General features: G+C 61.9%; 24 protein-coding genes. 15 read left to right on the top strand and 9 right to left on the bottom strand.

Features of this window, described 5'->3' with window-relative positions; all coding sequences use genetic code 11:
• Positions 1–24 precede the first annotated feature (24 nt).
• The 4 genes from BLU26_RS13390 to map all read left to right on the top strand — a co-directional run bounded on the left by BLU26_RS13390 (position 25) and on the right by map (position 3,411).
• Complete coding sequence (locus BLU26_RS13390; RefSeq protein WP_092287404.1) at positions 25–1,938, top strand: alkaline phosphatase D family protein; 1,914 nt, start codon at positions 25–27, stop codon at positions 1,936–1,938.
• A 101-nt stretch (positions 1,939–2,039) separates the two neighbouring features.
• Complete coding sequence (locus BLU26_RS13385) at positions 2,040–2,342, top strand: antibiotic biosynthesis monooxygenase family protein (RefSeq protein WP_092287403.1); 303 nt, start codon at positions 2,040–2,042, stop codon at positions 2,340–2,342.
• 69 nt (positions 2,343–2,411) lie between these two features.
• Positions 2,412–2,618: a ParD-like family protein gene (locus BLU26_RS13380; RefSeq protein WP_092287402.1), complete on the top strand. Its 207-nt coding sequence runs from the start codon at positions 2,412–2,414 to the stop codon at positions 2,616–2,618.
• Positions 2,611–3,411: a type I methionyl aminopeptidase gene (map, locus tag BLU26_RS13375; RefSeq protein WP_092287401.1), complete on the top strand. Its 801-nt coding sequence runs from the start codon at positions 2,611–2,613 to the stop codon at positions 3,409–3,411. Before BLU26_RS13380 ends, map begins: the two co-directional genes overlap by 8 nt.
• Positions 3,412–3,438: 27 nt before the next feature.
• Here map and BLU26_RS13370 read toward each other — a convergent pair whose 3' ends face one another.
• Together BLU26_RS13370 and BLU26_RS13365 are read right to left on the bottom strand one after the other, a co-directional pair.
• A complete protein-coding gene (locus tag BLU26_RS13370; protein ID WP_157719368.1) occupies positions 3,439–4,674 on the bottom strand; it encodes an MFS transporter in 1,236 nt (411 codons plus the stop codon).
• Positions 4,675–4,711: 37 nt separating this feature from the next.
• Complete coding sequence (locus BLU26_RS13365) at positions 4,712–5,059, bottom strand: hypothetical protein (protein WP_092287399.1); 348 nt, start codon at positions 5,057–5,059, stop codon at positions 4,712–4,714.
• A gap of 249 nt (positions 5,060–5,308) precedes the next feature.
• Here BLU26_RS13365 and BLU26_RS13360 point away from each other — a divergent pair, with 249 nt between their 5' ends.
• From BLU26_RS13360 to BLU26_RS13335, 6 genes are all read left to right on the top strand, one after another.
• The gene (locus tag BLU26_RS13360; protein ID WP_092287398.1) at positions 5,309–6,283 is read left to right on the top strand and encodes an NAD(P)H-dependent flavin oxidoreductase; all 975 of its coding nucleotides are present in this window, start codon (positions 5,309–5,311) and stop codon (positions 6,281–6,283) included.
• A 34-nt stretch (positions 6,284–6,317) separates the two neighbouring features.
• Complete coding sequence (locus BLU26_RS13355) at positions 6,318–7,238, top strand: hypothetical protein (protein WP_092287397.1); 921 nt, start codon at positions 6,318–6,320, stop codon at positions 7,236–7,238.
• Positions 7,239–7,393: 155 nt separating this feature from the next.
• Entirely contained in the window at positions 7,394–7,663 is a 270-nt protein-coding gene (locus BLU26_RS13350; RefSeq protein WP_231701949.1) for a DUF2845 domain-containing protein, read from the top strand.
• Between the two features lie 117 nt (positions 7,664–7,780).
• Positions 7,781–8,410: an SDR family oxidoreductase gene (locus BLU26_RS13345; protein ID WP_092287396.1), complete on the top strand. Its 630-nt coding sequence runs from the start codon at positions 7,781–7,783 to the stop codon at positions 8,408–8,410.
• 129 nt (positions 8,411–8,539) lie between these two features.
• A complete protein-coding gene (locus BLU26_RS13340) occupies positions 8,540–8,920 on the top strand; it encodes a VOC family protein (protein WP_092287395.1) in 381 nt (126 codons plus the stop codon).
• 162 nt (positions 8,921–9,082) lie between these two features.
• Entirely contained in the window at positions 9,083–9,568 is a 486-nt protein-coding gene (locus tag BLU26_RS13335) for an STM3941 family protein (protein ID WP_092287394.1), read from the top strand.
• Positions 9,569–9,580: 12 nt separating this feature from the next.
• On the opposite strand, the gene BLU26_RS13330 is transcribed toward BLU26_RS13335, so the two are convergent.
• A complete protein-coding gene (locus BLU26_RS13330) occupies positions 9,581–10,060 on the bottom strand; it encodes a winged helix-turn-helix transcriptional regulator (RefSeq protein ID WP_092287393.1) in 480 nt (159 codons plus the stop codon).
• 124 nt (positions 10,061–10,184) lie between these two features.
• Between BLU26_RS13330 and BLU26_RS13325 the strand changes: the two genes are divergently transcribed.
• From BLU26_RS13325 to BLU26_RS13315, 3 genes are all read left to right on the top strand, one after another.
• On the top strand, positions 10,185–10,916 hold the full coding sequence (locus BLU26_RS13325) for an SDR family oxidoreductase (protein WP_092287392.1): 732 nt from the start codon (positions 10,185–10,187) through the stop codon (positions 10,914–10,916).
• A 44-nt stretch (positions 10,917–10,960) separates the two neighbouring features.
• Positions 10,961–11,548, top strand: coding sequence for a 2-hydroxychromene-2-carboxylate isomerase (locus BLU26_RS13320; protein WP_092287391.1), 588 nt, complete (start codon positions 10,961–10,963; stop codon positions 11,546–11,548).
• 134 nt (positions 11,549–11,682) lie between these two features.
• Complete coding sequence (locus BLU26_RS13315) at positions 11,683–12,027, top strand: GlpM family protein (protein ID WP_231702070.1); 345 nt, start codon at positions 11,683–11,685, stop codon at positions 12,025–12,027.
• A 615-nt stretch (positions 12,028–12,642) separates the two neighbouring features.
• Here BLU26_RS13315 and dtd read toward each other — a convergent pair.
• Positions 12,643–13,080, bottom strand: coding sequence for a D-aminoacyl-tRNA deacylase (gene dtd / locus BLU26_RS13310; RefSeq protein ID WP_092287389.1), 438 nt, complete (start codon positions 13,078–13,080; stop codon positions 12,643–12,645).
• Position 13,081: 1 nt separating this feature from the next.
• Positions 13,082–14,053 (bottom strand): prolyl aminopeptidase, encoded by a 972-nt coding sequence (gene pip / locus BLU26_RS13305; protein ID WP_092287388.1) that lies wholly within the window; start codon positions 14,051–14,053, stop codon positions 13,082–13,084.
• A 129-nt stretch (positions 14,054–14,182) separates the two neighbouring features.
• On the opposite strand from pip, the gene BLU26_RS13300 reads away from it, so the two are divergent.
• A complete protein-coding gene (locus tag BLU26_RS13300; protein ID WP_092287387.1) occupies positions 14,183–14,611 on the top strand; it encodes a hypothetical protein in 429 nt (142 codons plus the stop codon).
• Position 14,612: 1 nt separating this feature from the next.
• The gene (locus BLU26_RS13295) at positions 14,613–15,602 is read left to right on the top strand and encodes a DUF2891 domain-containing protein (RefSeq protein WP_092287386.1); all 990 of its coding nucleotides are present in this window, start codon (positions 14,613–14,615) and stop codon (positions 15,600–15,602) included.
• Here BLU26_RS13295 and BLU26_RS13290 read toward each other — a convergent pair.
• From BLU26_RS13290 to BLU26_RS13275, 4 genes are all read right to left on the bottom strand, one after another.
• Positions 15,599–17,245, bottom strand: coding sequence for an FMN-binding glutamate synthase family protein (locus BLU26_RS13290; RefSeq protein ID WP_092287385.1), 1,647 nt, complete (start codon positions 17,243–17,245; stop codon positions 15,599–15,601). The genes BLU26_RS13295 and BLU26_RS13290 overlap by 4 nt on opposite strands.
• 181 nt (positions 17,246–17,426) lie before the next feature.
• Positions 17,427–18,008, bottom strand: coding sequence for an NnrU family protein (locus BLU26_RS13285; RefSeq protein WP_092287384.1), 582 nt, complete (start codon positions 18,006–18,008; stop codon positions 17,427–17,429).
• A gap of 169 nt (positions 18,009–18,177) precedes the next feature.
• Positions 18,178–18,867 carry an META domain-containing protein gene (locus BLU26_RS13280; RefSeq protein WP_092287383.1) on the bottom strand — a complete coding sequence of 230 codons (690 nt, stop codon included), beginning with the start codon at positions 18,865–18,867 and terminating at the stop codon, positions 18,178–18,180.
• A 78-nt stretch (positions 18,868–18,945) separates the two neighbouring features.
• Entirely contained in the window at positions 18,946–19,740 is a 795-nt protein-coding gene (locus tag BLU26_RS13275) for a PhzF family phenazine biosynthesis protein (RefSeq protein WP_092287382.1), read from the bottom strand.
• Positions 19,741–19,767 lie beyond the last annotated feature (27 nt).

The raw sequence follows: 19,767 nt of genomic DNA, 5'->3' as shown, positions 1-19,767 counted from the left end.
ACACCTGACTGAGCCAGAACGCCGATGCACAGCACGTCTGACCTTCCCGATCTGCTGGTGGGGCCCTTGGTCCGCCGCGTGGCACCCGAGCAGCTTCTGCTCTGGCTGGTGGCCTCGCGCCCGCTGGAGCTGACCGCTACGCTGCGCGTGGCCGATGGCGAAGCGCAGCAGCTGCCGCTGCACGACGCGCAGGTGGTACCCATTGGCCGCCATGCCTTTGTTCATTTGCTCAGCGTACGGCCCGCCTCGCCTCTGCCGCAGGACAGCCTGATTCACTATGATCTTCGCTGGCACGGCACAGCGGGCGAGACCGGTCTGCGCGAAGCCGCGCCGCATCTGTGCCACGACGGCGAGCTGCCCTCGCTGATGATCGCCTCGCATAACCGCCGCCTGTTGCACGGCTCCTGCCGCAAGCCACACTTTGCCAGCGAAGACGCGCTGGTGCGCACCGACAGTTGGCTGGCCGAACGCCGCGATGATCCCGCACGACGCCCCTCCTGGTTATTGATGACCGGCGATCAGGTCTATGTCGATGATGTATCTGGCCCGCTGCTGGTAGCCAGCCACGCCCTGATCAAACGGCTCGGCCTGTTCGACGAAGCGCTGGAGGGCGCCACCGTGGCCGACAGTCAGGCGCTGTACCAGGCCACAGAGACCTACTACCGTCGTGAGCAACTGCTGCCGGACGTGCCCGCCAACATGGCGGTACGCGACCGCTTTTTTGGCGGCGTGCGCAAGCCGGTGTTTACCTCGGCCAATGCGCAGAATCACCTGATTACCCTGGCGGAGATGCTGGCCACCTATCTACTGGTGTGGTCGCCGACGCCCTGGACGCTGATCGCGCCGGCCCCGCCGGGCGGCTTGAGCGACGAAGAGCGTGAGCGCTACGACGCCGAGCAGGAGCAGATCAGCGCCTTCGTCGCGGGCCTTCCGCAGGTGGCAAGGCTACTGGCGCACCAGCCGACGCTGATGATCTTCGATGACCACGACGTCACTGACGACTGGAATCTCACCGCGGCCTGGGAGCGCACAGCCTATGGCCACCCTTTCTCGCGCCAGATCATCGGCAATGCGCTGCTCGCCTATCTGCTGTGCCAAGGCTGGGGCAACGACCCCGAGGCGATTGAGCAGCCGCTTGAGCGCCTGGCCACATTGCTGAACAACGCAGCCGGTAGCGGCCAGCTCGAGGTGGCCGAGCAAGACCGCTGCATTAACGCGCTGCTGCAGTTCCACGGCTGGGAATACCAGATTCCCGGCACACCCACCTTGGTGGTGCTGGACACCCGCACCCGCCGCTGGCGCAGCGAGCGCAGCCCCTTCCGCCCCTCGGGCCTGATGGGCTGGGAGGCCCTGACCGAACTGCAACAGCGCCTGATCGACCAGACTGCGGTGGTAATCGTCTCACCCGCCCCCATGTTCGGCGTCAAACTGATTGAAGGCGTGCAAAAGCTCTTTGCCCTGGCCGGCAAACCGCTAGTGGTGGATGCCGAGAACTGGATGGCCCATCGCGGCGCGGCCAAGGTGCTGCTGAACATTTTTCGCCACGGGCGCACACCGGGTAATTACGTGATTCTCTCCGGCGACGTGCATTACTCCTTTGTCTACGACATCGCCATCCGCGACCGACAACAGGGCCCACAACTGTGGCAGATCACCAGCAGTGGCTTGAAGAATGCCTTCCCGCCGCGCCTGCTGGACTGGTTCGACCGCCTCAACCGCTGGTTGTACTCGCCCGCTTCCCCGTTGAACTGGCTGACCAAGCGCCGCCGCATGCGCGTAACGCCCCGCGACCCGGACCGCGCCTCGGCCGGCGAACGCCTTTGGCACGGCTCCGGTATCGGCCTGGTGGAGCTGAATGAGCAGGGCCGGCCAACCGAGATTCGTGAACTGGATGCGCGTGGTTTTGATATAGGCTTCCCGCCTTCCAGCCGCGACTGAACGAGCATGCCGCGCTCACAGCCGCAAATTTGAGCCTCTCACGCCGCTGGCCCGCATAATGGCCGCTGCCGTTTCACTGTTGCTACTGCCGGAGAAAAACCATGTTTATCGCCATGAACCGTTTCAAGATCAAGCCGGGCCACGAGCAGGACTTTATCGATATCTGGAAGAACCGCGAGAGCCTGCTGGAGACAGTACCGGGCTTCAGAAACTTCAATCTGCTGCAAGGCGCCACCACCGAAGAGCACACCCTGTTTGCCTCCCACGCAACCTGGGATTCGCGCAGCGCCTTTGAGGCCTGGACTCATTCAGAGGCCTTCCGCGCGGCGCACGCCAATGCCGGTAGCCGCCGCGATATCTACCTGGGGCACCCGCAGCTGGAAACCTTTGAAGCGGTGCTTTGAGCGAGCCGCTTGCCTGCCTACACCACAGAGCATACGATGCGTATACGTTTCGTATATTCAGGTATTGCCATGGGCATTGTAAAAATCAACGACGATCTGCACGAAGAGGTGCGCAAAGCCAGCGCGGTGATGGTGCGCTCGATCAACGCACAGGCCGAGTTCTGGATGCGCGTCGGCATGCTGGCTGAAGCCAATCCGGGACTGTCTTACACGCAGCTGATGGCCGAGCAGATGAAGCAGGCTGAGGTTGACCTACGGCAGGTGGCGAATGTCTGAGGTCATCGTCAAGACAGAGGCCGAGCTCGCGCTGATGCGCGAGGCCGGCCGGCTGCTGGCCTCAGTCTTTGCCTACCTGGATGGCCAGGTAAAGGTCGGACTCTCGACCATGCAGATCAACGATCTCACCGAGCGTTTTATCGTCGAGCAGCTGGGCGCGCGCCCGGCGAGCAAGGGCCAGTACGACTATCCCTACGTGCTCAACTGCTCGATCAACCACGTGGTGTGCCACGGCATGCCCTCGCCAACCCAGCTGCTGAAGTCCGGCGATATCGTCAACCTGGACATAACCCTGGAGAAAGGCGGCTTTATTGCCGACTCAAGCAAGATGTACCTGCTGGGCGAAGTGCACCCGCTGGCACGCCGTCTGGTCGACAAAACCTACGAGGCCATGTGGGAGGGCATCAAGGTGGTGCGCCCCGGTGCCACCCTGGGCGATGTCGGCAACGCCATACAGCGGCACGCCGAAAAGCACGGCTACAGCATAGTGCGCGACTACTGCGGCCACGGCATTGGCCGCGAGATGCATGAAGCGCCGGAGGTGATGCACTTCGGCCAGAAGGGCAAGGGCCTGGTACTGCGCGAGGGCATGACCTTTACCATCGAGCCGATGATCAATCAGGGCAAGGCCAAGGTGAAGCTGAAGAAGGATGGCTGGACGGTAGTCACCGCCGACAAAAAGCTTTCCGCCCAATGGGAGCACACCCTCGCGGTGACCGCGACCGGTTACGAGGTGCTCAGCCTGCGCGATGAGGAGCGCAGCAATCCGCTCCTCGTCGCCACCCCGGCCTAGACACGGCGCAGGTCAGGGCGCCACTGGCTAGCGGTCAGGCACCGCCGCTTCAGAAGGCTCCCCCACCGCCAGCGTCTTGGGAAAGCGACGGATCAGTAACGCCAGTCCAAAGCCGACCGACAGCACCACCACGGTAAAGCTGAAGGCGGCTGTAAAGCCTTCAGTGGTTTCAATCAGCCAGCCGGCGATGGCCGGGCCCAGAAACTGGCCCACGGCAAAGAACAGGGTGGCAAAGCTGAAGGCGATGGGGATGTAGCGCGGGGCGACCTGGTCGGTCGCGCTGGTCTGGATCATCGAGAAGACGCCGTTGAGCGACAGCCCGACCAGCAGATAATGGCAGAAGAAATAAGTCTTGGTCTGACCAATCAACGGCAAGCCGACCGCCACAATCACCAGAAACAGCGCGATCGCCAGCGCGTTGCCCCGGCCCCAGAAATCCGACACCCAACCCCACAGCGGCCCGGCAAAGATCGACAGCAGCCCCATCATGGCGACATAGCGTCCGGCCAGGGCTTCGCTGAAGCCGCTTTCGACCATAAAGCTGACCATGAACACGGTCTGTACGATGTAGCCCAGGCCGATGATGCCGTAGGTGGCGGCAACAATGAGAACGCGCGGGTTACGGTAGATCAGCCACTTTTCATCGGCCGGGACCGGGCCGCGCTCGCTGGCCGCACTCTGCGGCGGGTTCTTCACAAACAACGCGATGATGGCGCTGACGGCGAAGGCGATAGCGGCAAACACGCCCCAGCTCACGCGCCAGCCCTGCTCGCCAAAGAGGGCAAACAGCTGCGGCACCAGCAGGCCGGTCACAAGTACGCTGATACCCACACCGCTGCTCATGCAGCCGATCACCAGGCCGCGGTGGTCCGGAAACCAGGCGGCCAGCAGGGCGATCATGGGTGCGAAGGCAAACGCGGCGCCAATCCCCAGCAGGGCCATCAGTAAGGCGATCAGCCAAAAGTGGCTTGCCACTGTCAGCCCGGTAAAGCCCACTGCCACCAGCAGCATGCCAAACAAAATAGAGGCCCTGGCGCCCCAGCGCGCCGCCGCCAGCCCGCCGGCTAGCACGAAGCACACGTACGACAGCGCCGCCACTGTGCTGAGCAAGCCGGCCTGCTGGTATGAGAACCCCAAGTCGCTGCGCATGGAGGGTAGAATCACGCCGTAGGCCAGGCGCGCAAAACCGATCACCACCAGGGAAGTAAGGGTGCCGCACAACACGGTGATCACCATGTTGGGGCGCTGCGTGCTAGAGGACATCATGACTCTCTTGGTTATGGGGTAGCCGCGGCCGCTGTCAGGGCAGCCGTATCAGTTTGATGTTGACCAGCCCGGCGCCCTTCATCAGGGTGCGGTCATCCACCACTCGCCACACTTCCTCATGCTCGCCGGTTTTGAATACCAGATAGCGTTCGCCGGCAGATTCACGCTCGAAGATGTCATCAAACTCGGTGCGTTTGCCCTGGGTTTCGATGTAATCCGAGCCAATCACCAGCTTCTCGCCACCCACCAGCTCCGCGATGGAGTTGAGCGCATCGTTGTCAGAGCCCGCACGACTCTCATACACACCCTCAAAGTCATGACCGCCGCAGGCAGTGAGCAGCACGGTTAGGGCCAGAAGACAGAGGGTTTTCAGCAGTTGCATAGGGCGAATCCTGTGGGCGGCAATGATCTGGTAAACACCCATGATAGCCGCAAGCGGCCCCTTGCCGGCAGCGCGGCATAGCCCAAGCGCGCGGCCATAAGCTGCATGAATAACACACCACCGACCATTTGCCCGCTCTGGCCGCCGCGCCTAAACTCGACCGGTTAATTTTCAAACAGCTGGGTACACCACCCGGTTACACAATCCGGCACCCGATACAGACGCGTGCCAAGGCGAGGCATCCAGACCATGAAAACCCGCATCACAGAACTCTTTGGTATTGAACACCCGATCATTCAGGGCGGTATGCACCATGTTGGCTACGCCGAGCTGACCGCCGCCGTGGCCAATGCCGGCGGCCTGGGCATGATCACTGCGCTGACCCAGCCCAACCCGGAAGCTCTGGCGAACGAGATTCGCCGTTGCCGCGAGATGACCGACAAGCCCTTTGGCGTCAATCTGACCTTTCTGCCGTCGGTAAAACAGCCCGACTACCCCGGCTATATCGACGCCATCATCAAGGGCGGCGTGAAAGCCGTGGAAACCGCTGGCAACAACCCGGCCAAATGGCTGCCGATCCTCAACGAGAACGGCATCAAGGTCATTCACAAGTGCACCGCCGTGCGTCACGCCCTCAAGGCTGAGGCCATTGGCTGCGATGCGGTGAGCGTGGACGGCTTTGAGTGTGGCGGCCACCCCGGTGAAGACGATGTGCCCAACTTCATTCTGCTGCCCCGCGCCGCAGAGGAGCTGAGCATTCCCTTTGTCGCCTCCGGCGGCATGGCCGATGGCCGCTCGCTGGCTGCCGCGCTCGCCTTGGGCGCCGAGGGCATGAACATGGGCACCCGCTTCATTGCCACCCAGGAAGCGCCGGTTCACCAGAACGTGAAGGCCGCCATCGTCGCCGCCAGCGAATTGGATACCCGCCTGGTCATGCGCCCACTGCGCAACACCGAGCGCGTGATGGTCAACGATGCGGTCGAGCGCCTACTGGAGAAAGAGCGTCGTCTGGGCGCCGACCTGAAGTTTGAAGACATCGTCGATGAAGTGGCCGGCGTGTATCCGAAAATCATGAAAACCGGCGAGATGGATGCCGGCGCCTGGTCCTGCGGCATGGTGGCTGGCCTGATCAACGATATTCCCACGGTAGCCGAGCTGGTGCAGCGCATCATGAACGAGGCCGAGGGCATCATCCGCGAACGCCTGGCCGGCATGCTGCGCTGAGCCGCTTTCACCTTTTCACTGACAGGAGTTGCCCATGAGTTTTGATACCCCGCTCTACCTCTGCGGCCCGCTGCGCGAGCCGAAACAGATGCTGGCCGATCAGGAATACAGCGGCCATACCTCGATCCACGACGACAGCATGGCCGAGAAGCTGGGCTTTCGCGCCGGGCCGATTGAAGGCCCTACCCACTTCAGTATGTTTGCTCCCATGCTGGTCGAGATCTGGGGTCAGGCCTGGTTCGAGCGCGGCTGTTTTTCGTCGCACTTCCAGAACATGGTGGTCGAGGGCGAGCAGCTGCGCGCCTTTGTTGAACGCCCCGCGCCAGGCGCGACGCGCGTGCGCTGCTGGGCCGAAAAGGCCGACGGCACGCCGGTACTGGAAGCCAGCGCCAGCCTGGGCGCCGCACCGGGTGAAAGCCTGCTGTACGAGCGCATGGCCAAGCTGCGCGCGCCAGAGAAACTGGTGATTCTGGCTGACCTGCATGTGGGCATGAAGGGTGCGGCCGATGAGAAAGTGCGCATGGACCCGGATCAGCACATGGGCAACCTTTACCCGTTTTCGCTGAATCAGAAGCTGGAAGGCATCACCGAAAATTCCAGCTGGTACTCCGACGCCAGCAGCACCCCGTGGGGCCGCGCCATCATCCCGACCGAAATGGTCAGCGTACTGGCGGAATACACCAGCAAGGACGCCGAATTTCCCGTCAAGCAGCCGGTCATTGGCCTGTTTGCCGATCAGGAAATCCGCATGATCGACGGCCCGCTGTTTGTCGGTGAGGACTACCTGATCCGCCGCGAAGTGGTCGCGCTGTCAGAGAGCAAACGCACCGAGTCTTACTGGGTGCTGTCGCGCATCTATGACGCCAGCGGTGAAGTGCTCAAGGCCGAGATGCTGCTCAACCACGCCACCCTCAAGCACTCCTACGCCAACTACGAGGCCGAAGCCTCGGCGTAACCTGCTCGCCGCGGCGGCCGCCCTGGCCGCCGCTGTGGCCTGATGTGTCGGCTGCCTTGTGTATCCCGCCGCCCGGTGGGAATATCAAGGCATTCCTTGCCGATACCGAGGCCTCTGCCATGTTACTGTCCCGCCGTTTCCTGATCTCTAGCTGTATGACTCTCGCCGCTCTGCTGGGCAGCATGAACGCCTACGCCCTGCGCTGCGGCACCAACCTGGTGGATGAAGGCGACCTCAAGATCAAGGTGCTGCAGGCCTGCGGCGAACCTGTCTCCCGCGAGGTGATCGGCTACGTTGATCGGCTGCAGGTGGGTGATCGCGTGCGCGTAATGAATATCGAAGAATGGATCTACAACATTTCCGGCAACTACCAGAGCCTCGAATTTGAAGGCAACAAGCTGGTGAAGATCACCGCTGTTCGCTGAATTAGAAGGACCAGGCTCCCTCCCGACCAACGAGCGCGCGCCCCCCGCCCAAGGCTGAACTTACCCCGGCATCCAGACTCCACAGAAGGTAATGCACCCGAGCAAGGATATTCCCCCATGAGCAAGACACTGGTAATTGGCAGTACCGGCAAGATCGGCTCGCTGCTGCTGCCGATGTTGCAGCAAGCCGACATAGACACCCTGGCCATGGCGCGTGACCCGGCCAAGCTGGCGCACCTGCAGGGCATCGAGTTTATCGAGGCCAACCTGGAAGACGACTTTGAGCACGCCGTGAGCGGCTGCGACCGCGTGGTCTTCACCGCCGGTTCCGGCGCCAGCACCGGTCCGGACAAAACCCTGCTGATTGATCTTTGGGCCGCGCGCAAGGCAGTCGACTACGCTATCAAGCATCACGTTAAGCACTTTGTGATGATCAGCGCGCGCGGCGCCGATGACCCCGATGCCATCGACTCGCCGATCAAGCCCTACCTGGTCGCCAAGTGCATGGCCGATGACTACCTGCTGCGCTCCGGCCTGCCCTATACCATCCTGCGGCCCGGCAAGCTGACAGACGATGGCGGCACTGGCCAGATCACCACCCGCCGCCCCGAGCAGCTCGATGCACAAAGCATCGCCCGCGCCGATGTGGCACGGGTGATTACCCGTGTGCTGAGCACCGGTCAGAGCAAGAACGTGATTTATGAGCTGTACAAGGGCCAGACGCCGATTGAAGATCTGATCGCCTAATACCGTTCCATCGGCATGGGCGCGGTTAGCCAATCAGCCGCGCCTATGGGCCTTGACGGCGAGCGCGTTTGGCTCGACGCTGGCGAGGCCGAGCTTCGGCAAACAGACCAACAATGAAAAGGAACAACCATGTTCAGCCACATCATGCTGGGTGCCAACGACATTGAAGCGTCCAAGGCGTTCTACGACGCAACACTGGGCGTTATCGGCTGCAAACCCGGCGTCATCGACCCCAAGGGCCGCTGCTTCTATTTCACCAAGACCGGCACCTTTGCCCTGAGCAAACCGATCAACGGCCAACCCGCCAGCTGCGGCAACGGCAGCACTATCGGCTTTGCGGTCGACAGCCCCGAGCAGGCCGATGCCTGGCACGCGGCCGGCCTGGCCAATGGCGGGGTTACCTGTGAAGACCCACCGGGTGTGCGCGAAGGCGGCGGCATGAAGCTGTACCTGGCCTACCTGCGCGACCCCTCCGGCAACAAGATCTGTGCGATGCATCGCTTGCCTTGATCTATGCGATCCGGCCGACGCAAGTCGGCCGGTCTTTGTCTGGCGTGCCGGCTGCTACAATCCGCCGGTTATTCGCGGCAGCTGTGACCCTCGCAACAGATCTGCTACAGCTAGCGGCCGCACTTGCGGAACGGAATCCAACAACGGCACAGGAAGCGCCCGGTGGACACGCTCAACATCCCTATCTCCAAATTCAAGTTCTCCCTCGCAGTTATTGGCTCTCTGGGCGGGATCATTACGATCTTGACGGTCGATCATGAAGCAAATGATAGCTTCGCAGGATGGAGTATTCTGCTACTTTGCGTGGTTCTGCTATTAGGCTCGCTATACCGCATGTTACAAGCGGGGCCTGAGCTGGTACTCGACGATACCGGACTCACCTACAGACACCTGAAGGTTGGCACTATTTCCTGGCGCGATATCATCTTCGCCAAACCTTTCGAATTTCAAGGCATGAGATTCGTCTTCATCTGGGTACGCAACCCCGAAGACTACCTCAAGGGCCTTTCACCCCTGAGGCGCTGGCTGATGGGCGCACGCAAGAGTCAGGAACCAAAGCCCTTTCGAATTAGTGTTAACGGGCTGAAGATCAGCACGAAGCAATTGGTAGAAGAAATACTGAAACGGGCTACAGCAACGCAAATCTGAGCCACTTGTCGGTCAGGTCGCCAGCAGTGCGTGAACCTCATCCCCAAAGGCCTCGCCCACCTCGACCCGAACATCCCGCGCACCAACCGGCTCGGCGCACTCCGAGCAGACCATCACCGGTTTCATCCGCTGGCCGCAGGCCTTGTGGATATGCTCGATTGGCGCGCCACGCTCGTCGGCCATGTAGGTATCGCCCCAGCTCACCAGCGACATGATTACCGGGTGCAGCGCCAGGCCCTTGTCGGTCAAGCGATATTCTTCGCGCAGCGGGCGCTGCTGATAGGGCTGTTTGTAGAGCACCCCGTGCTCGACCAGTTTTTTTAGGCGATCAGCGAGCAGGTGCCGGGTCACGCCCAGCCGCTTCTCGAAGGCATCAAAGCGGCGCACGCCGAGAAAGCAGTCGCGCAGCACCAGCAGGGTCCAGCGGTCGCCGATGACCGCCAGGGTGCGTGACAGCGAGCAAGGCTGTTGATCGAGTTCTTCCCAGCGCATGATTGACTCCTCGGTAGCAAGGGCTCCAGCCTAGCTTGACAAGTTCCAAAAAGAAACCCACTATCGTGTCAGTTCTTAAAAAGAACCTACGTGCTGAATAACGAATCCACAAGAGGAACTGCGCATGACTGCTCCCGCCCCCGTGACCGTGGTGATTGGCGCCGGTGACGCCACTGGCGGCGCCATCGCCCGTCGCTTTGCCCGTGAAGGTTTTACCCTCTGCGTTACCCGCCGCAATGCCGACAGCCTGAGCGAGCTGGTCAGCCAGATCGAAGCCGACGGCGGCAAGGCCCATGCCTTTGGTTGCGACGCCCGCAGTGAAGAGGAAATGGTCGCGCTGTTCGAGCAGATCGAACGCGAGATCGGCCCGGTCGAGGTCGCCATCTTCAACATCGGCGCCAACGTGCGCTTCGGCATTACCGACACCACAGCGCGGGTGTATCGCAAGGTCTGGGAGATGGCCGGATTCGCTGGCTTCCTCACCGGCCGCGAAGCCGCCAAGGTCATGCTGCCCCGCGGCAAGGGGACTATCATCTTTACCGGCGCCACCGCCTCGCTGCGCGGCGGCTCGGGCTTCGCGGCCTTCGCCGGCGCCAAGTTCGCCCTGCGCGCGCTGGCCCAGAGCATGGCGCGCGAGCTGGGGCCCAAGGGTATCCATGTGGCGCACCCGATCATCGACGGCGCGATCGACACCGCCTTTATCCGCGACAATTTCCCCGAGCGCTATGCTCTGAAGGATCAGGGCGGCATTCTCAATCCGGAGCACATTGCCGACCAGTACTGGGCGATTCATAACCAGCCGCGCGATAGCTGGACGCACGAGCTGGATCTGCGCCCCTGGATGGAAACCTTCTGACCCAACGTTCAACCGATTGCCCACTGACTGCAAGCGAGACTTTTATGAGCAAAACCATCGAGTTCTATTTCGACGTCGGCAGCCCTGCCAGCTACCTGGCCTGGACCCAACTCGACGCCCTGGCCGAACGCACCGGCGCCAGCATTGAGCTGAAACCCATGCTGCTCGGCGGCGTATTCATGGCCACCGGCAACAGCTCACCGGCGACCGTGCCGGCCAAGGGCGCCCACAGCCGCATCGACATGCAGCGCTATGCCCAACGCTACGGCGTCACGCTGAACCAGAACCCCTTCTTCCCGATCAATACCCTGCAGCTGATGCGCGGGGCCGCTGCCTACCAGGGCAGTGCGGATTTCGATCGTTACCTTGAGACCATCTTTACCGCCATGTGGATCGATGAGCTGGATATGGGCCAGCCGGAGATAGTCGGCAAGGTGCTGGCCAAGGGCGGCTTTGATCCGGCCGAGGTGATGGCCAAGGTTAGCGATCCGGCGGTCAAGGAACAGTTGAAAGCGACCACCGAAGAAGCGGTAAAGCGCGGTGTATTTGGCGCCCCCACCTTCTTTGTGGGTGATGAGATGTTCTTCGGGCAGGACCGCCTGGACTGGGTTGAAGCCGCTGCCAAGGCCTGATTCAGGCAGCTCGATGGCGCCGCAAGGCGCCGTCGGTCAGCGGCGAACGCTTTGCTACACAGCGGTAATTGACGGAATCACGTGCCGGGCTTAGCTTAGCCGTTCCCTCCCCTGCTCCCGGAAGAACCACCATGCTGTCCCTTGCGCTCAAATGTGTAATGGGTGCGCTTGCAGTGCTGCTGATTGCCCTGCTGGCGAAGTCGAAAAGCTTTTATATCGCCGGTCTGGTGCCATTATTTCCCACCTTCACCATCATCGCTCATTACATTATCGGCACGCAGCGGCTATCGAGTGACCTGCGCAGTACGGCGTTGTTCGGGCTCTGGTCACTGATCCCCTATGCGTTGTATCTGATCTCTATTGCCTGGTTCAGCCAGCGGTTCAGTTTGATTACTACATTGGTGCTGGCGGTAGTGGCTTGGACGGTCGCGGCGGCGGTGTTGATTTATGTTTGGTCGCGGGTTTATGCGGTGGGGTGATGGCCCTCTAAATTGCTGCTGGAGCCGTGCAGCTTTTAAGTGTTTTTGGTTGGCTGATTTCCGCTTTCGCCTCTAGGCGAGTTAGGGGGAGATGCTTGCCCATCTCCCCCTAACAACCCCCTCGGGCACCCAGCTGCGCGGCCCTGCGGGTTCGCTGCGTTGCTCAAGCTGCCGGGGCCCTGCGGAACTCGCTTCGCTCAGACAGTCCTCGGGCTCATTCCCGACAGCTCTGCGCTACTCGCCCGCTCAGATGGGACTAGGAGTCCGTGTCGTTGCTTGTTTTTGCGCGACTTAACCAAGCAACCAAACCAGAAAACCACACCGATCTCAGGTCCTTCGTCCCCCTTCCAAGCTGCCGAGTAACGCAGGGGTTGAGCGATTAAGCCGAGGACTGTCTGAGCGAAGCGAGTTCCGCAGGCGCGCTCAACTCTGAGTAACGCAGGGGAGCCGCAGGCCAGCTTGGTCGGGGTGGATTTCTTTTGGTTATCTTTTCTTTGGCCATTCAAAGAAAAGTAACTCGCCGGAAAAGGCGAAACACTCGCGTGAAGCTAATAAAGATAATCAGCAATGAGGGCTCAAAAGTGAAACTGGAACCAAGCCAATGCGGCAAACCTGTCAGGTCTCCAACATAATGGTCACCGGCCCATCATTCACCAAATGCACCTGCATATCCGCCCCAAACCGCCCAGTGGCGACCGGCGCGTGCAGCGCCTGCGCCTGACTCACCAGATAGTTAAATAGCAGCTCCGCCTGCGCCGGCGGCGCGGCGGTGGAGAAGCCAGGGCGCAGGCCCTTGCGGGTATCAGCAGCCAGCGTGAACTGCGATACCAGCAGCAGGCCACCCTGCACCTGCCGCAAGGAATCATTCATGCGACCATCGGCATCAGTAAAAACGCGGTAGTCGAGCAGGCGTTTGAGCAGCTTGTCGGCGCTGGCCTCGGTGTCCTGTGGCTCAATGCCGACCAGTACCAGAAGACCCTGATCTATCGCACCGACAATTTCACCTGCGACCTCAACCCGGGCCTGGCGCACCCGCTGCAGCAAACCCTTCATCTCATTCGGCCTGCGGGGCCAGGTCGAGCAAGCGCTTGGCCATATCGCCGGTGGCGCGCACCAGTGCATCGGCTATGCCCGGCTCGGAGGCGGCGTGGCCCGCGTCGCGAATGATGTTCAGCTCACTGCTCGGCCAGGCCTGATGCAGCGCATAGGCGTTATCCAGCGGGCAGACCATGTCGTAACGCCCGTGCACGATAATGCCGGGAATATGCTGAATGGACGCCATGTTGTTGAGCAACTGGTTCGGCTCGAGGAAGGTCTTGTTAGCGAAGTAGTGACACTCGATGCGCGCGATGGCGTAGGCGCGGCGGGCATCGCTGAAGCGGTCGATCACCTGCGGGCTGGGGCGCAGGGTGGCGCAGCGGCCTTCCCATACCGACCAGGCCTTGGCCGCGTGCATACGGCAGATTTCGTCATCCCCGGTCAGGCGGCGGTAGTAGGCGGCGACCATGTCGTGGCGTTCTTCCTCGGGAATCAGGCTGAGGTAGTCTTCCCAGAAGTCGGGGAAAATATGGCTGGCGCCCTCCTGATAAAACCAGCGAATGTCCTGCTCGCGGCAGAGGAAGATGCCACGCAGCACCATGCCCATGACGCGGTCTGGGTGCGCCTGCGCGTAGGCCAGCGCCAGCGTCGAGCCCCAGGAGCCGCCGAACAGTACCCATTTGTCGATCCCCAGGTGCTCGCGCAGCACCTCCATGTCGGCAACCAGATCGGCGGTGGTGTTGTTCTGCAGGTTGGCGTGCGGGGTGGAGCGGCCGCAACCGCGCTGGTCGAAGGTGATGATGCGGTAGATCGAGGGATCAAAAAAACGGCGGCTCAGGGCATCGCAGCCAGCACCCGGTCCGCCGTGGATAAACACCACCGGCAGGCCGTCTTCCTGGCCACTTTCATCAACGTAGAGAACATGCGGTGGAGCCACGGCCAGTTCATGGCGGGCGTAGGGTTTGATCTCCGGATACAACAATTGCATGATGGGCTCCTGGCCTGAGCGCCAGCGCGTCGGGCGGCCTGCCATAGAGCAGTTTTGCCCAATCCTCCGCGCCCGCGCCATTCTCTTGAGAAAGCATCACATTACTGACCTGCGAGGCTGCTGTCACCTGTGCGCATCCTACTTCTGTTGTTGATTTCGCTGAGCCTTGGCGCGTGCGGGCCCTCCTCCCCTGATGCACGTCTGAATCAGGCCCTTGAGCAGTTGCAGGAGGGCATCGAATCACGCGACCGCGAGCAGGTTACCGAACTCTTGCATCCGCAATTCAGCGCCCAGGATCAGTACGACAACGCCTGGGCCGAACGCACCCTGCGGCTGATGTTTCTGCAGAACCAGCGCATTGGCGTACTGGTCAGCAGCCAGACCACGACTATCGACCCGGCGTACCCCGAACGCGCCGAAACCACCGCGCGCGTGACCCTGGCCGGCGCCGAGCGCTTTCTGCCCAACAGCGCCGGTCAATACGATATACGCTTGTTCTGGCTGGATGAGGACGGTCACTGGCTGCTGCGCGATATCGACTGGCAGCGGGTCCGCTAGCATGCTCACCGCCGCCGAGCTGGGCGCGCTGGCACGCATCGCGCTGGGCCATGTAGAGCGCGAATACCCTCACATCGAACCGCTGCGGCTGCAATCGGCCGCAGACCTGCTGCCTCCCAGCCAGTTACACCCGATCTTTTACGGCAGCTACGACTGGCACTCCTGCGTACACAGTTACTGGCTACTGGCGCGCATTCGGCGGCTGCAACCGGCGTTGCCGGAGGTCGTGCAGATCGACGCCCTGTTTGACCGCCACCTGACCCCGGCCAAGGTGGCGCAGGAATGTGCCTTCTTCCAACGCCAGGGCAACGGCAGCTTCGAGCGCCCCTACGGCTGGGCCTGGCTGCTCAAGCTGCAGGCTGAACTCAGCGCCGCCGGACTGCCGTGGGCGAGCACATTACAACCCTTGGCCCGCGAACTGGCGAGCCGGCTATGCGCGTACCTGCCACGCCTGAGTGCACCGATTCGCAGCGGCGCGCATACTAACACCGCCTTTGCACTGCTTTTGGCGATGGACTACGCCGAGGCCTGCGATGACCGGGCGCTGCTCACGCAGATTCATGCCAGCGCCGCTGAATTCTATCTGCCGGATCGGGCATGCCAGGCCTGGGAGCCGGGCGGTGAGGACTTTCTTTCCCCGGCCCTGCAAGAGGCGGCACTGATGCAGCGGTTATTACCGGTGGCTGAATTCCACCGCTGGTTTGACGCCTTTCTGCCAGAGCTGGCGCAAGGCGAACCGGCGCAACTGCTGACCCCGGCCCACAGCCGCGACCGCAGCGATGGCAAGCTGGCGCATCTGGACGGACTGAACCTGAGCCGCGCCTGGTGCCTGCAGGCGCTGGCAGCAGACCTGCCGGAGGCGGTGCGCACGCGGCTAGAGGCGAGCGCCGAGGCCCACCTGCAGGTGAGCCTGCCGCACCTGCGCGGCGACTATATGGGCGAGCACTGGCTTGCCACCTTTGCCCTGCTCGCCCTCTCGGTCTGGGGCTAACGCAACTTGGTTTCGCGTAGCCGGATCATGAAGTCGGGTGCGCCAAAGCTGTCGGCCTTGGCCTGTGCCCAGTACTTCTTGAATACGTGCAGCTCGGCACGGCCATCCAGCAACACACCCGGCTCCAGAAACTGGAACAACTCGCTGTAGGGCTGCACCTCGTATTTGGTCACCCGCCGCATGATGTGCTCCGGCCCCAGCTCGCGCGGGTGGCTGAGCCCGGCAGCTTCCAGCAGGTTGGCCAGCGCCAGCACCGTATTGTGCTGAAAGTGATATACCCGCTCGCTCTTGTCGGCGACATCCAGCTTGCTGCCACGGCCGTGGTCCTGGGTGGCTACGCCGCTGGGGCATTTGTCGTTGTGGCAGCTCAGGCTTTGAATACAGCCAAGGGAGAACATGAAGCCTCGTGCCGCATTGCACCAGTCGGCGCCGAGGGCCAGGGTGCGTGCGATATTAAATGCCGAGGTGACCTTGCCCGCCGCACCCAGGGCGATTTTCTCGCGCAGGTTGGCGCCCACCAGAGTGTTGTGTACCAGCAGCACGGCATCAGTCATCGGCATGCCCAGGCGGTTGATGAACTCCAGCGGCGCGGCGCCGGTGCCCCCTTCCCCGCCATCGACCACGATGAAATCAGGATGCTCGCCGGTTTCCAGCATCGCCTTGACGATGCCGAACCATTCCCAGGGGTGCCCGATGGCTAGCTTGAAGCCTACCGGCTTGCCACCCGACAGCTCTCGCAACTGAGCAATGAACGCCATCAGTTCCAGCGGCGTATGGAAGGCCGAGTGCGCCGCCGGCGACACCACATCTTCGCCCACGGGTACGCCCCGCGCGGCGGCAATTTCTTCCGTCACCTTGGCGCCCGGCAGAATGCCACCGTGACCCGGTTTGGCGCCCTGCGACAGCTTGATCTCGATCATCTTCACCTGATCCAGCTGGGCGTTCTTGGCAAAGAGTTCAGGGTCAAAGCTGCCATCGGGCTTGCGACAGCCAAAGTAGCCGGAGCCGATTTCCCACACCAGGTCGCCGCCGGGTTCACGGTGATAACGCGAGATCGAACCCTCGCCGGTGTCGTGGTAGAAGCCGCCTTTCTTGGCTCCGGCGTTGAGCGCCAGGATCGCATTGGCCGAGAGGGAGCCAAAGCTCATCGCGGAAATATTGAAGACACTGACGTCGTAGGGCTTCAGCGTTTTCGGGTGGCTGCCCACCGTGACGCGAAAGTTCTTGTCGACGATTTCCACCGGTGCCAGCGAGTGATTCATCCACTCATAGCCCTCGGCGTTCATGGGGATCAGCGAGCCGAAGGGCTTCTTGTCGAGAATATCCTTGGCGCGCTGATAGACGATATTGCGCTGCTCGCGCGAGAACGGCAGCTCATCGGTATCCGACTGAATGAAGTACTGCCGCAGCTCCGGGCCGATGGACTCAAGAAAATAGCGAAAGTGCGCCAGTACCGGGTAGTTGCGGCTGATGGTGCGGCGCTTTTGCAGTACATCCCAGGTCCCCATCACGGCCAATACCGTCAAGGGCAGTGCGGCCAGTAACCAGAGCAGCGAGAACCAGGTGAGGCCCAGGGTGGCAACCGCACCCACCAGGCAGAACAGATAGGGGAAATAACGCAGCGCTGAGGCTGGTAATTGCATACGGCCTTCCTATATCGATACAGCAACGAAACCCGAGTGATAACACATCCGCCGCCCGACTGCCCAGCCGCGCGCGGAGGCAGGCAGCCTTCTGCAATAGCGCCGGAGGCGGCTGATCAAGGCTCAAGTACAACAAACCCGCAGCGTTGCGGGTTTGTTATCGCTAGCAAACTGGCGGCGATTACATGCCCAGGGGCTTCACGCCAATCAGCACGCCGTGTAGGTACATAGCAAAAGCTGCCCACGCGACTAGGCCGACGATCACCACCACGGCGTCCATCGCCGGCTTGCCCTTGCCATAGCTCACGCCCGCCAGCCGATCGCGCTTGCGCGAGATCACAAAGAGCGCGGTCGCCCAGGCCAGAAAACCACCAAACAGCAACAGATCAGCCAGGCTGCCATTGGCGATCAGGTGGGCCAGCGCCCAGAACTTCACCCCCAGCAACATCGGGTGGCCAATACGCGCCTTGAGACAGGAACCGGGAATGTAAGTGGCGGCCAGCAGAATGAACGCCGGCAGGGTCAGCAGCGCCGCCAGATGGCGCGTCCAGACCGGGGAAACCCACAACCAGGTAGGATCCAGCCGCGCCTGCCCGTAGCCGTAGATAATCAATACAAAGCCGACGATCGACGCCAGCGCATACAGCCCTTTCCAGGCCTTCAGGCCCTTGGCGGCTATTTGCCGGGCGCGCCATTGCGGCGCGAAAAGGCGCGTGGAATGCACGCCGAGAAAGACGATAAGGCCGAGAATCAGCAACAGCATGCGAGCGTCCTTTTGCAGGAATAATCACGAGGCGGCAACGGTATTTTCCGCTGTCCGGGTCAACCGCGCCGGGGGGCGCAGCAAGCACGACAATGCACCAGCGCGGCGCCGCAAGCAACTGTCCCACAGTGATGCGCTGCGGTTGCTTTATTACCGCCGGCGGCGCGGTTTACTGCAGCCGCGCGGTGATTGCGTCGCCAGACTCGGTCTTCAGCACCAGCGCGCCATCACCACTGACTTCAAAACGGCTGACGCTCTCCAGTGTCTGCAGAAATTTGACCTCCTGCTCACCCAACCCCGGCACACAGGCCATGCGAGTGGAAACCAGCTGGGTTACGGTCAAGCTGCTGCCGGCAACGCTATAGCCACCGGTGTATCTGTTACACGACGCCGAGCCTGAAACGCGGCCATCGTTGCCGAAGTTGAGGGTCACTCGGGAATCGTCAACGACACCGCCCTGGTTGATGTCCTTGACCACCCACTCACCGGCCTGCAGCAAGAGCGCGCCGGCAGGCTCGCACTCTGGATAGGATTTACCCTTGATCACCAGCATCCCCTTTTCACCTTTCAGCCAGTAACTGGTCGAGCTGTCGCCCGGCACTTCGTACTTGGCGCCAGAACCGGAGCGCACGCGCTCCAGCAGGTACTTGTCGCTGCCAGCCTCGAGGGTCAGTTGATCCGCATTGAAGGTGGTACGCACTGGCAACGAGCCGCAGCGCAGAATCGCCACACCGCTGTCCGCTTCCAGTTGGGGCGGCGGGGGCGCATCACTGGTCGGACGATCCGAGGTGGCGCAGGCACTCAACAACAGCGCCGAACCCAGCAGTGCGGTCATTATCAGGGGTGAGTTTGCACTCATCGAACATCTCCTTTGCGGTTAACGACAGTCAGCGTCCAGCATAGCGCCTTGCGCTTGCCGCTGCCGTGGAACATGAATTCAGGGAAGGTGAATCTGGCCTTCCAGGTAGAGTACCGCATGACCGCTGATCTGCACGTGATCGGGCGCGACCACGCAGTCCAGCCGACCACCGCGGCTGGAGGCCTGAATCGCCAGCAGCTCGCGCTTGCCCAAACGGTCCGCCCAATAGGGCGCGAGACCGGCGTGGATCGATCCGGTGACCATATCTTCGAGGCCACCGTTGGCAGGCCAGAAGTAACGTGAAACGCAGTCGCTTTGGCGCCCGGGCGCGGTCACCACCACATCACGCGGGGCCAGCTGCTTCAATTGCTCGGGGTCCTGCTCGACCTGCAGCACGCTCTGTTCCTCTGCATAGACGGCAAACCAGGCCTGACGGTTGACCAGCACCTGCTGGGGCGGCAGTGACAGCCCGGCCAGCAACGCAGTAGGCGCCTCGGTCACCGGCTGCGGGTCGAGCCTGGGAAAGCGCATATTGATGCGCGCCGAGGCATCCTGCGTCACCACAAGGTCACCCACTGCAGCGGCGTTAAAGGTCAGCTGGGTCAGCTCAGGATGCAGGCGAAACAAGATAAAGGCGCTGGCCAGGGTCGCATGACCGCAGAAGTCGATTTCGCTCCAGGGTGAGAACCAGCGAATGCTGTAACGCCCCGCCGACTGCGCAACCACAAAGGCGGTCTCAGACAGGTTGTTCTCTGCCGCAATGACCTGCATCAGCTCGTCTGGCAGCCACTGGGGCAGCGGTACCACGGCGGCGTAATTGCCCTTGAAGAGGGTATCGGTGAAGGCATCGACCTGATAAATCGGCAACGGCATGGGGGCTCCTCGCGGATGAAAATGTCA

It is taken from the genome of Halopseudomonas sabulinigri (assembly GCF_900105255.1).
Classification (GTDB): Bacteria; Pseudomonadota; Gammaproteobacteria; order Pseudomonadales; family Pseudomonadaceae; genus Halopseudomonas; species Halopseudomonas sabulinigri.
The sequence above is the reverse complement of the archived record's forward strand: the minus strand, read 5'-3'. Positions and strand labels throughout refer to the sequence as shown.

Bases quoted from the DNA above. Each gene is read 5' to 3' on its own strand.
- BLU26_RS13390 (WP_092287404.1), top strand. From the start codon at position 25: ATGCACAGCACGTCTGACCTTCCCGATCTGCTGGTGGGGCCCTTGGTC.
- BLU26_RS13385 (WP_092287403.1), top strand. From the start codon at position 2,040: ATGTTTATCGCCATGAACCGTTTCAAGATCAAGCCGGGCCACGAGCAG.
- BLU26_RS13380 (WP_092287402.1), top strand. From the start codon at position 2,412: ATGGGCATTGTAAAAATCAACGACGATCTGCACGAAGAGGTGCGCAAA.
- map (WP_092287401.1), top strand. From the start codon at position 2,611: ATGTCTGAGGTCATCGTCAAGACAGAGGCCGAGCTCGCGCTGATGCGC.
- BLU26_RS13370 (WP_157719368.1), bottom strand. From the start codon at position 4,674: ATGTCCTCTAGCACGCAGCGCCCCAACATGGTGATCACCGTGTTGTGC.
- BLU26_RS13365 (WP_092287399.1), bottom strand. From the start codon at position 5,059: ATGCAACTGCTGAAAACCCTCTGTCTTCTGGCCCTAACCGTGCTGCTC.
- BLU26_RS13360 (WP_092287398.1), top strand. From the start codon at position 5,309: ATGAAAACCCGCATCACAGAACTCTTTGGTATTGAACACCCGATCATT.
- BLU26_RS13355 (WP_092287397.1), top strand. From the start codon at position 6,318: ATGAGTTTTGATACCCCGCTCTACCTCTGCGGCCCGCTGCGCGAGCCG.
- BLU26_RS13350 (WP_231701949.1), top strand. From the start codon at position 7,394: ATGACTCTCGCCGCTCTGCTGGGCAGCATGAACGCCTACGCCCTGCGC.
- BLU26_RS13345 (WP_092287396.1), top strand. From the start codon at position 7,781: ATGAGCAAGACACTGGTAATTGGCAGTACCGGCAAGATCGGCTCGCTG.
- BLU26_RS13340 (WP_092287395.1), top strand. From the start codon at position 8,540: ATGTTCAGCCACATCATGCTGGGTGCCAACGACATTGAAGCGTCCAAG.
- BLU26_RS13330 (WP_092287393.1), bottom strand. From the start codon at position 10,060: ATGCGCTGGGAAGAACTCGATCAACAGCCTTGCTCGCTGTCACGCACC.
- BLU26_RS13325 (WP_092287392.1), top strand. From the start codon at position 10,185: ATGACTGCTCCCGCCCCCGTGACCGTGGTGATTGGCGCCGGTGACGCC.
- BLU26_RS13320 (WP_092287391.1), top strand. From the start codon at position 10,961: ATGAGCAAAACCATCGAGTTCTATTTCGACGTCGGCAGCCCTGCCAGC.
- dtd (WP_092287389.1), bottom strand. From the start codon at position 13,080: ATGAAGGGTTTGCTGCAGCGGGTGCGCCAGGCCCGGGTTGAGGTCGCA.
- pip (WP_092287388.1), bottom strand. From the start codon at position 14,053: ATGCAATTGTTGTATCCGGAGATCAAACCCTACGCCCGCCATGAACTG.
- BLU26_RS13295 (WP_092287386.1), top strand. From the start codon at position 14,613: ATGCTCACCGCCGCCGAGCTGGGCGCGCTGGCACGCATCGCGCTGGGC.
- BLU26_RS13290 (WP_092287385.1), bottom strand. From the start codon at position 17,245: ATGCAATTACCAGCCTCAGCGCTGCGTTATTTCCCCTATCTGTTCTGC.
- BLU26_RS13285 (WP_092287384.1), bottom strand. From the start codon at position 18,008: ATGCTGTTGCTGATTCTCGGCCTTATCGTCTTTCTCGGCGTGCATTCC.
- BLU26_RS13280 (WP_092287383.1), bottom strand. From the start codon at position 18,867: ATGAGTGCAAACTCACCCCTGATAATGACCGCACTGCTGGGTTCGGCG.
- BLU26_RS13275 (WP_092287382.1), bottom strand. From the start codon at position 19,740: ATGCCGTTGCCGATTTATCAGGTCGATGCCTTCACCGATACCCTCTTC.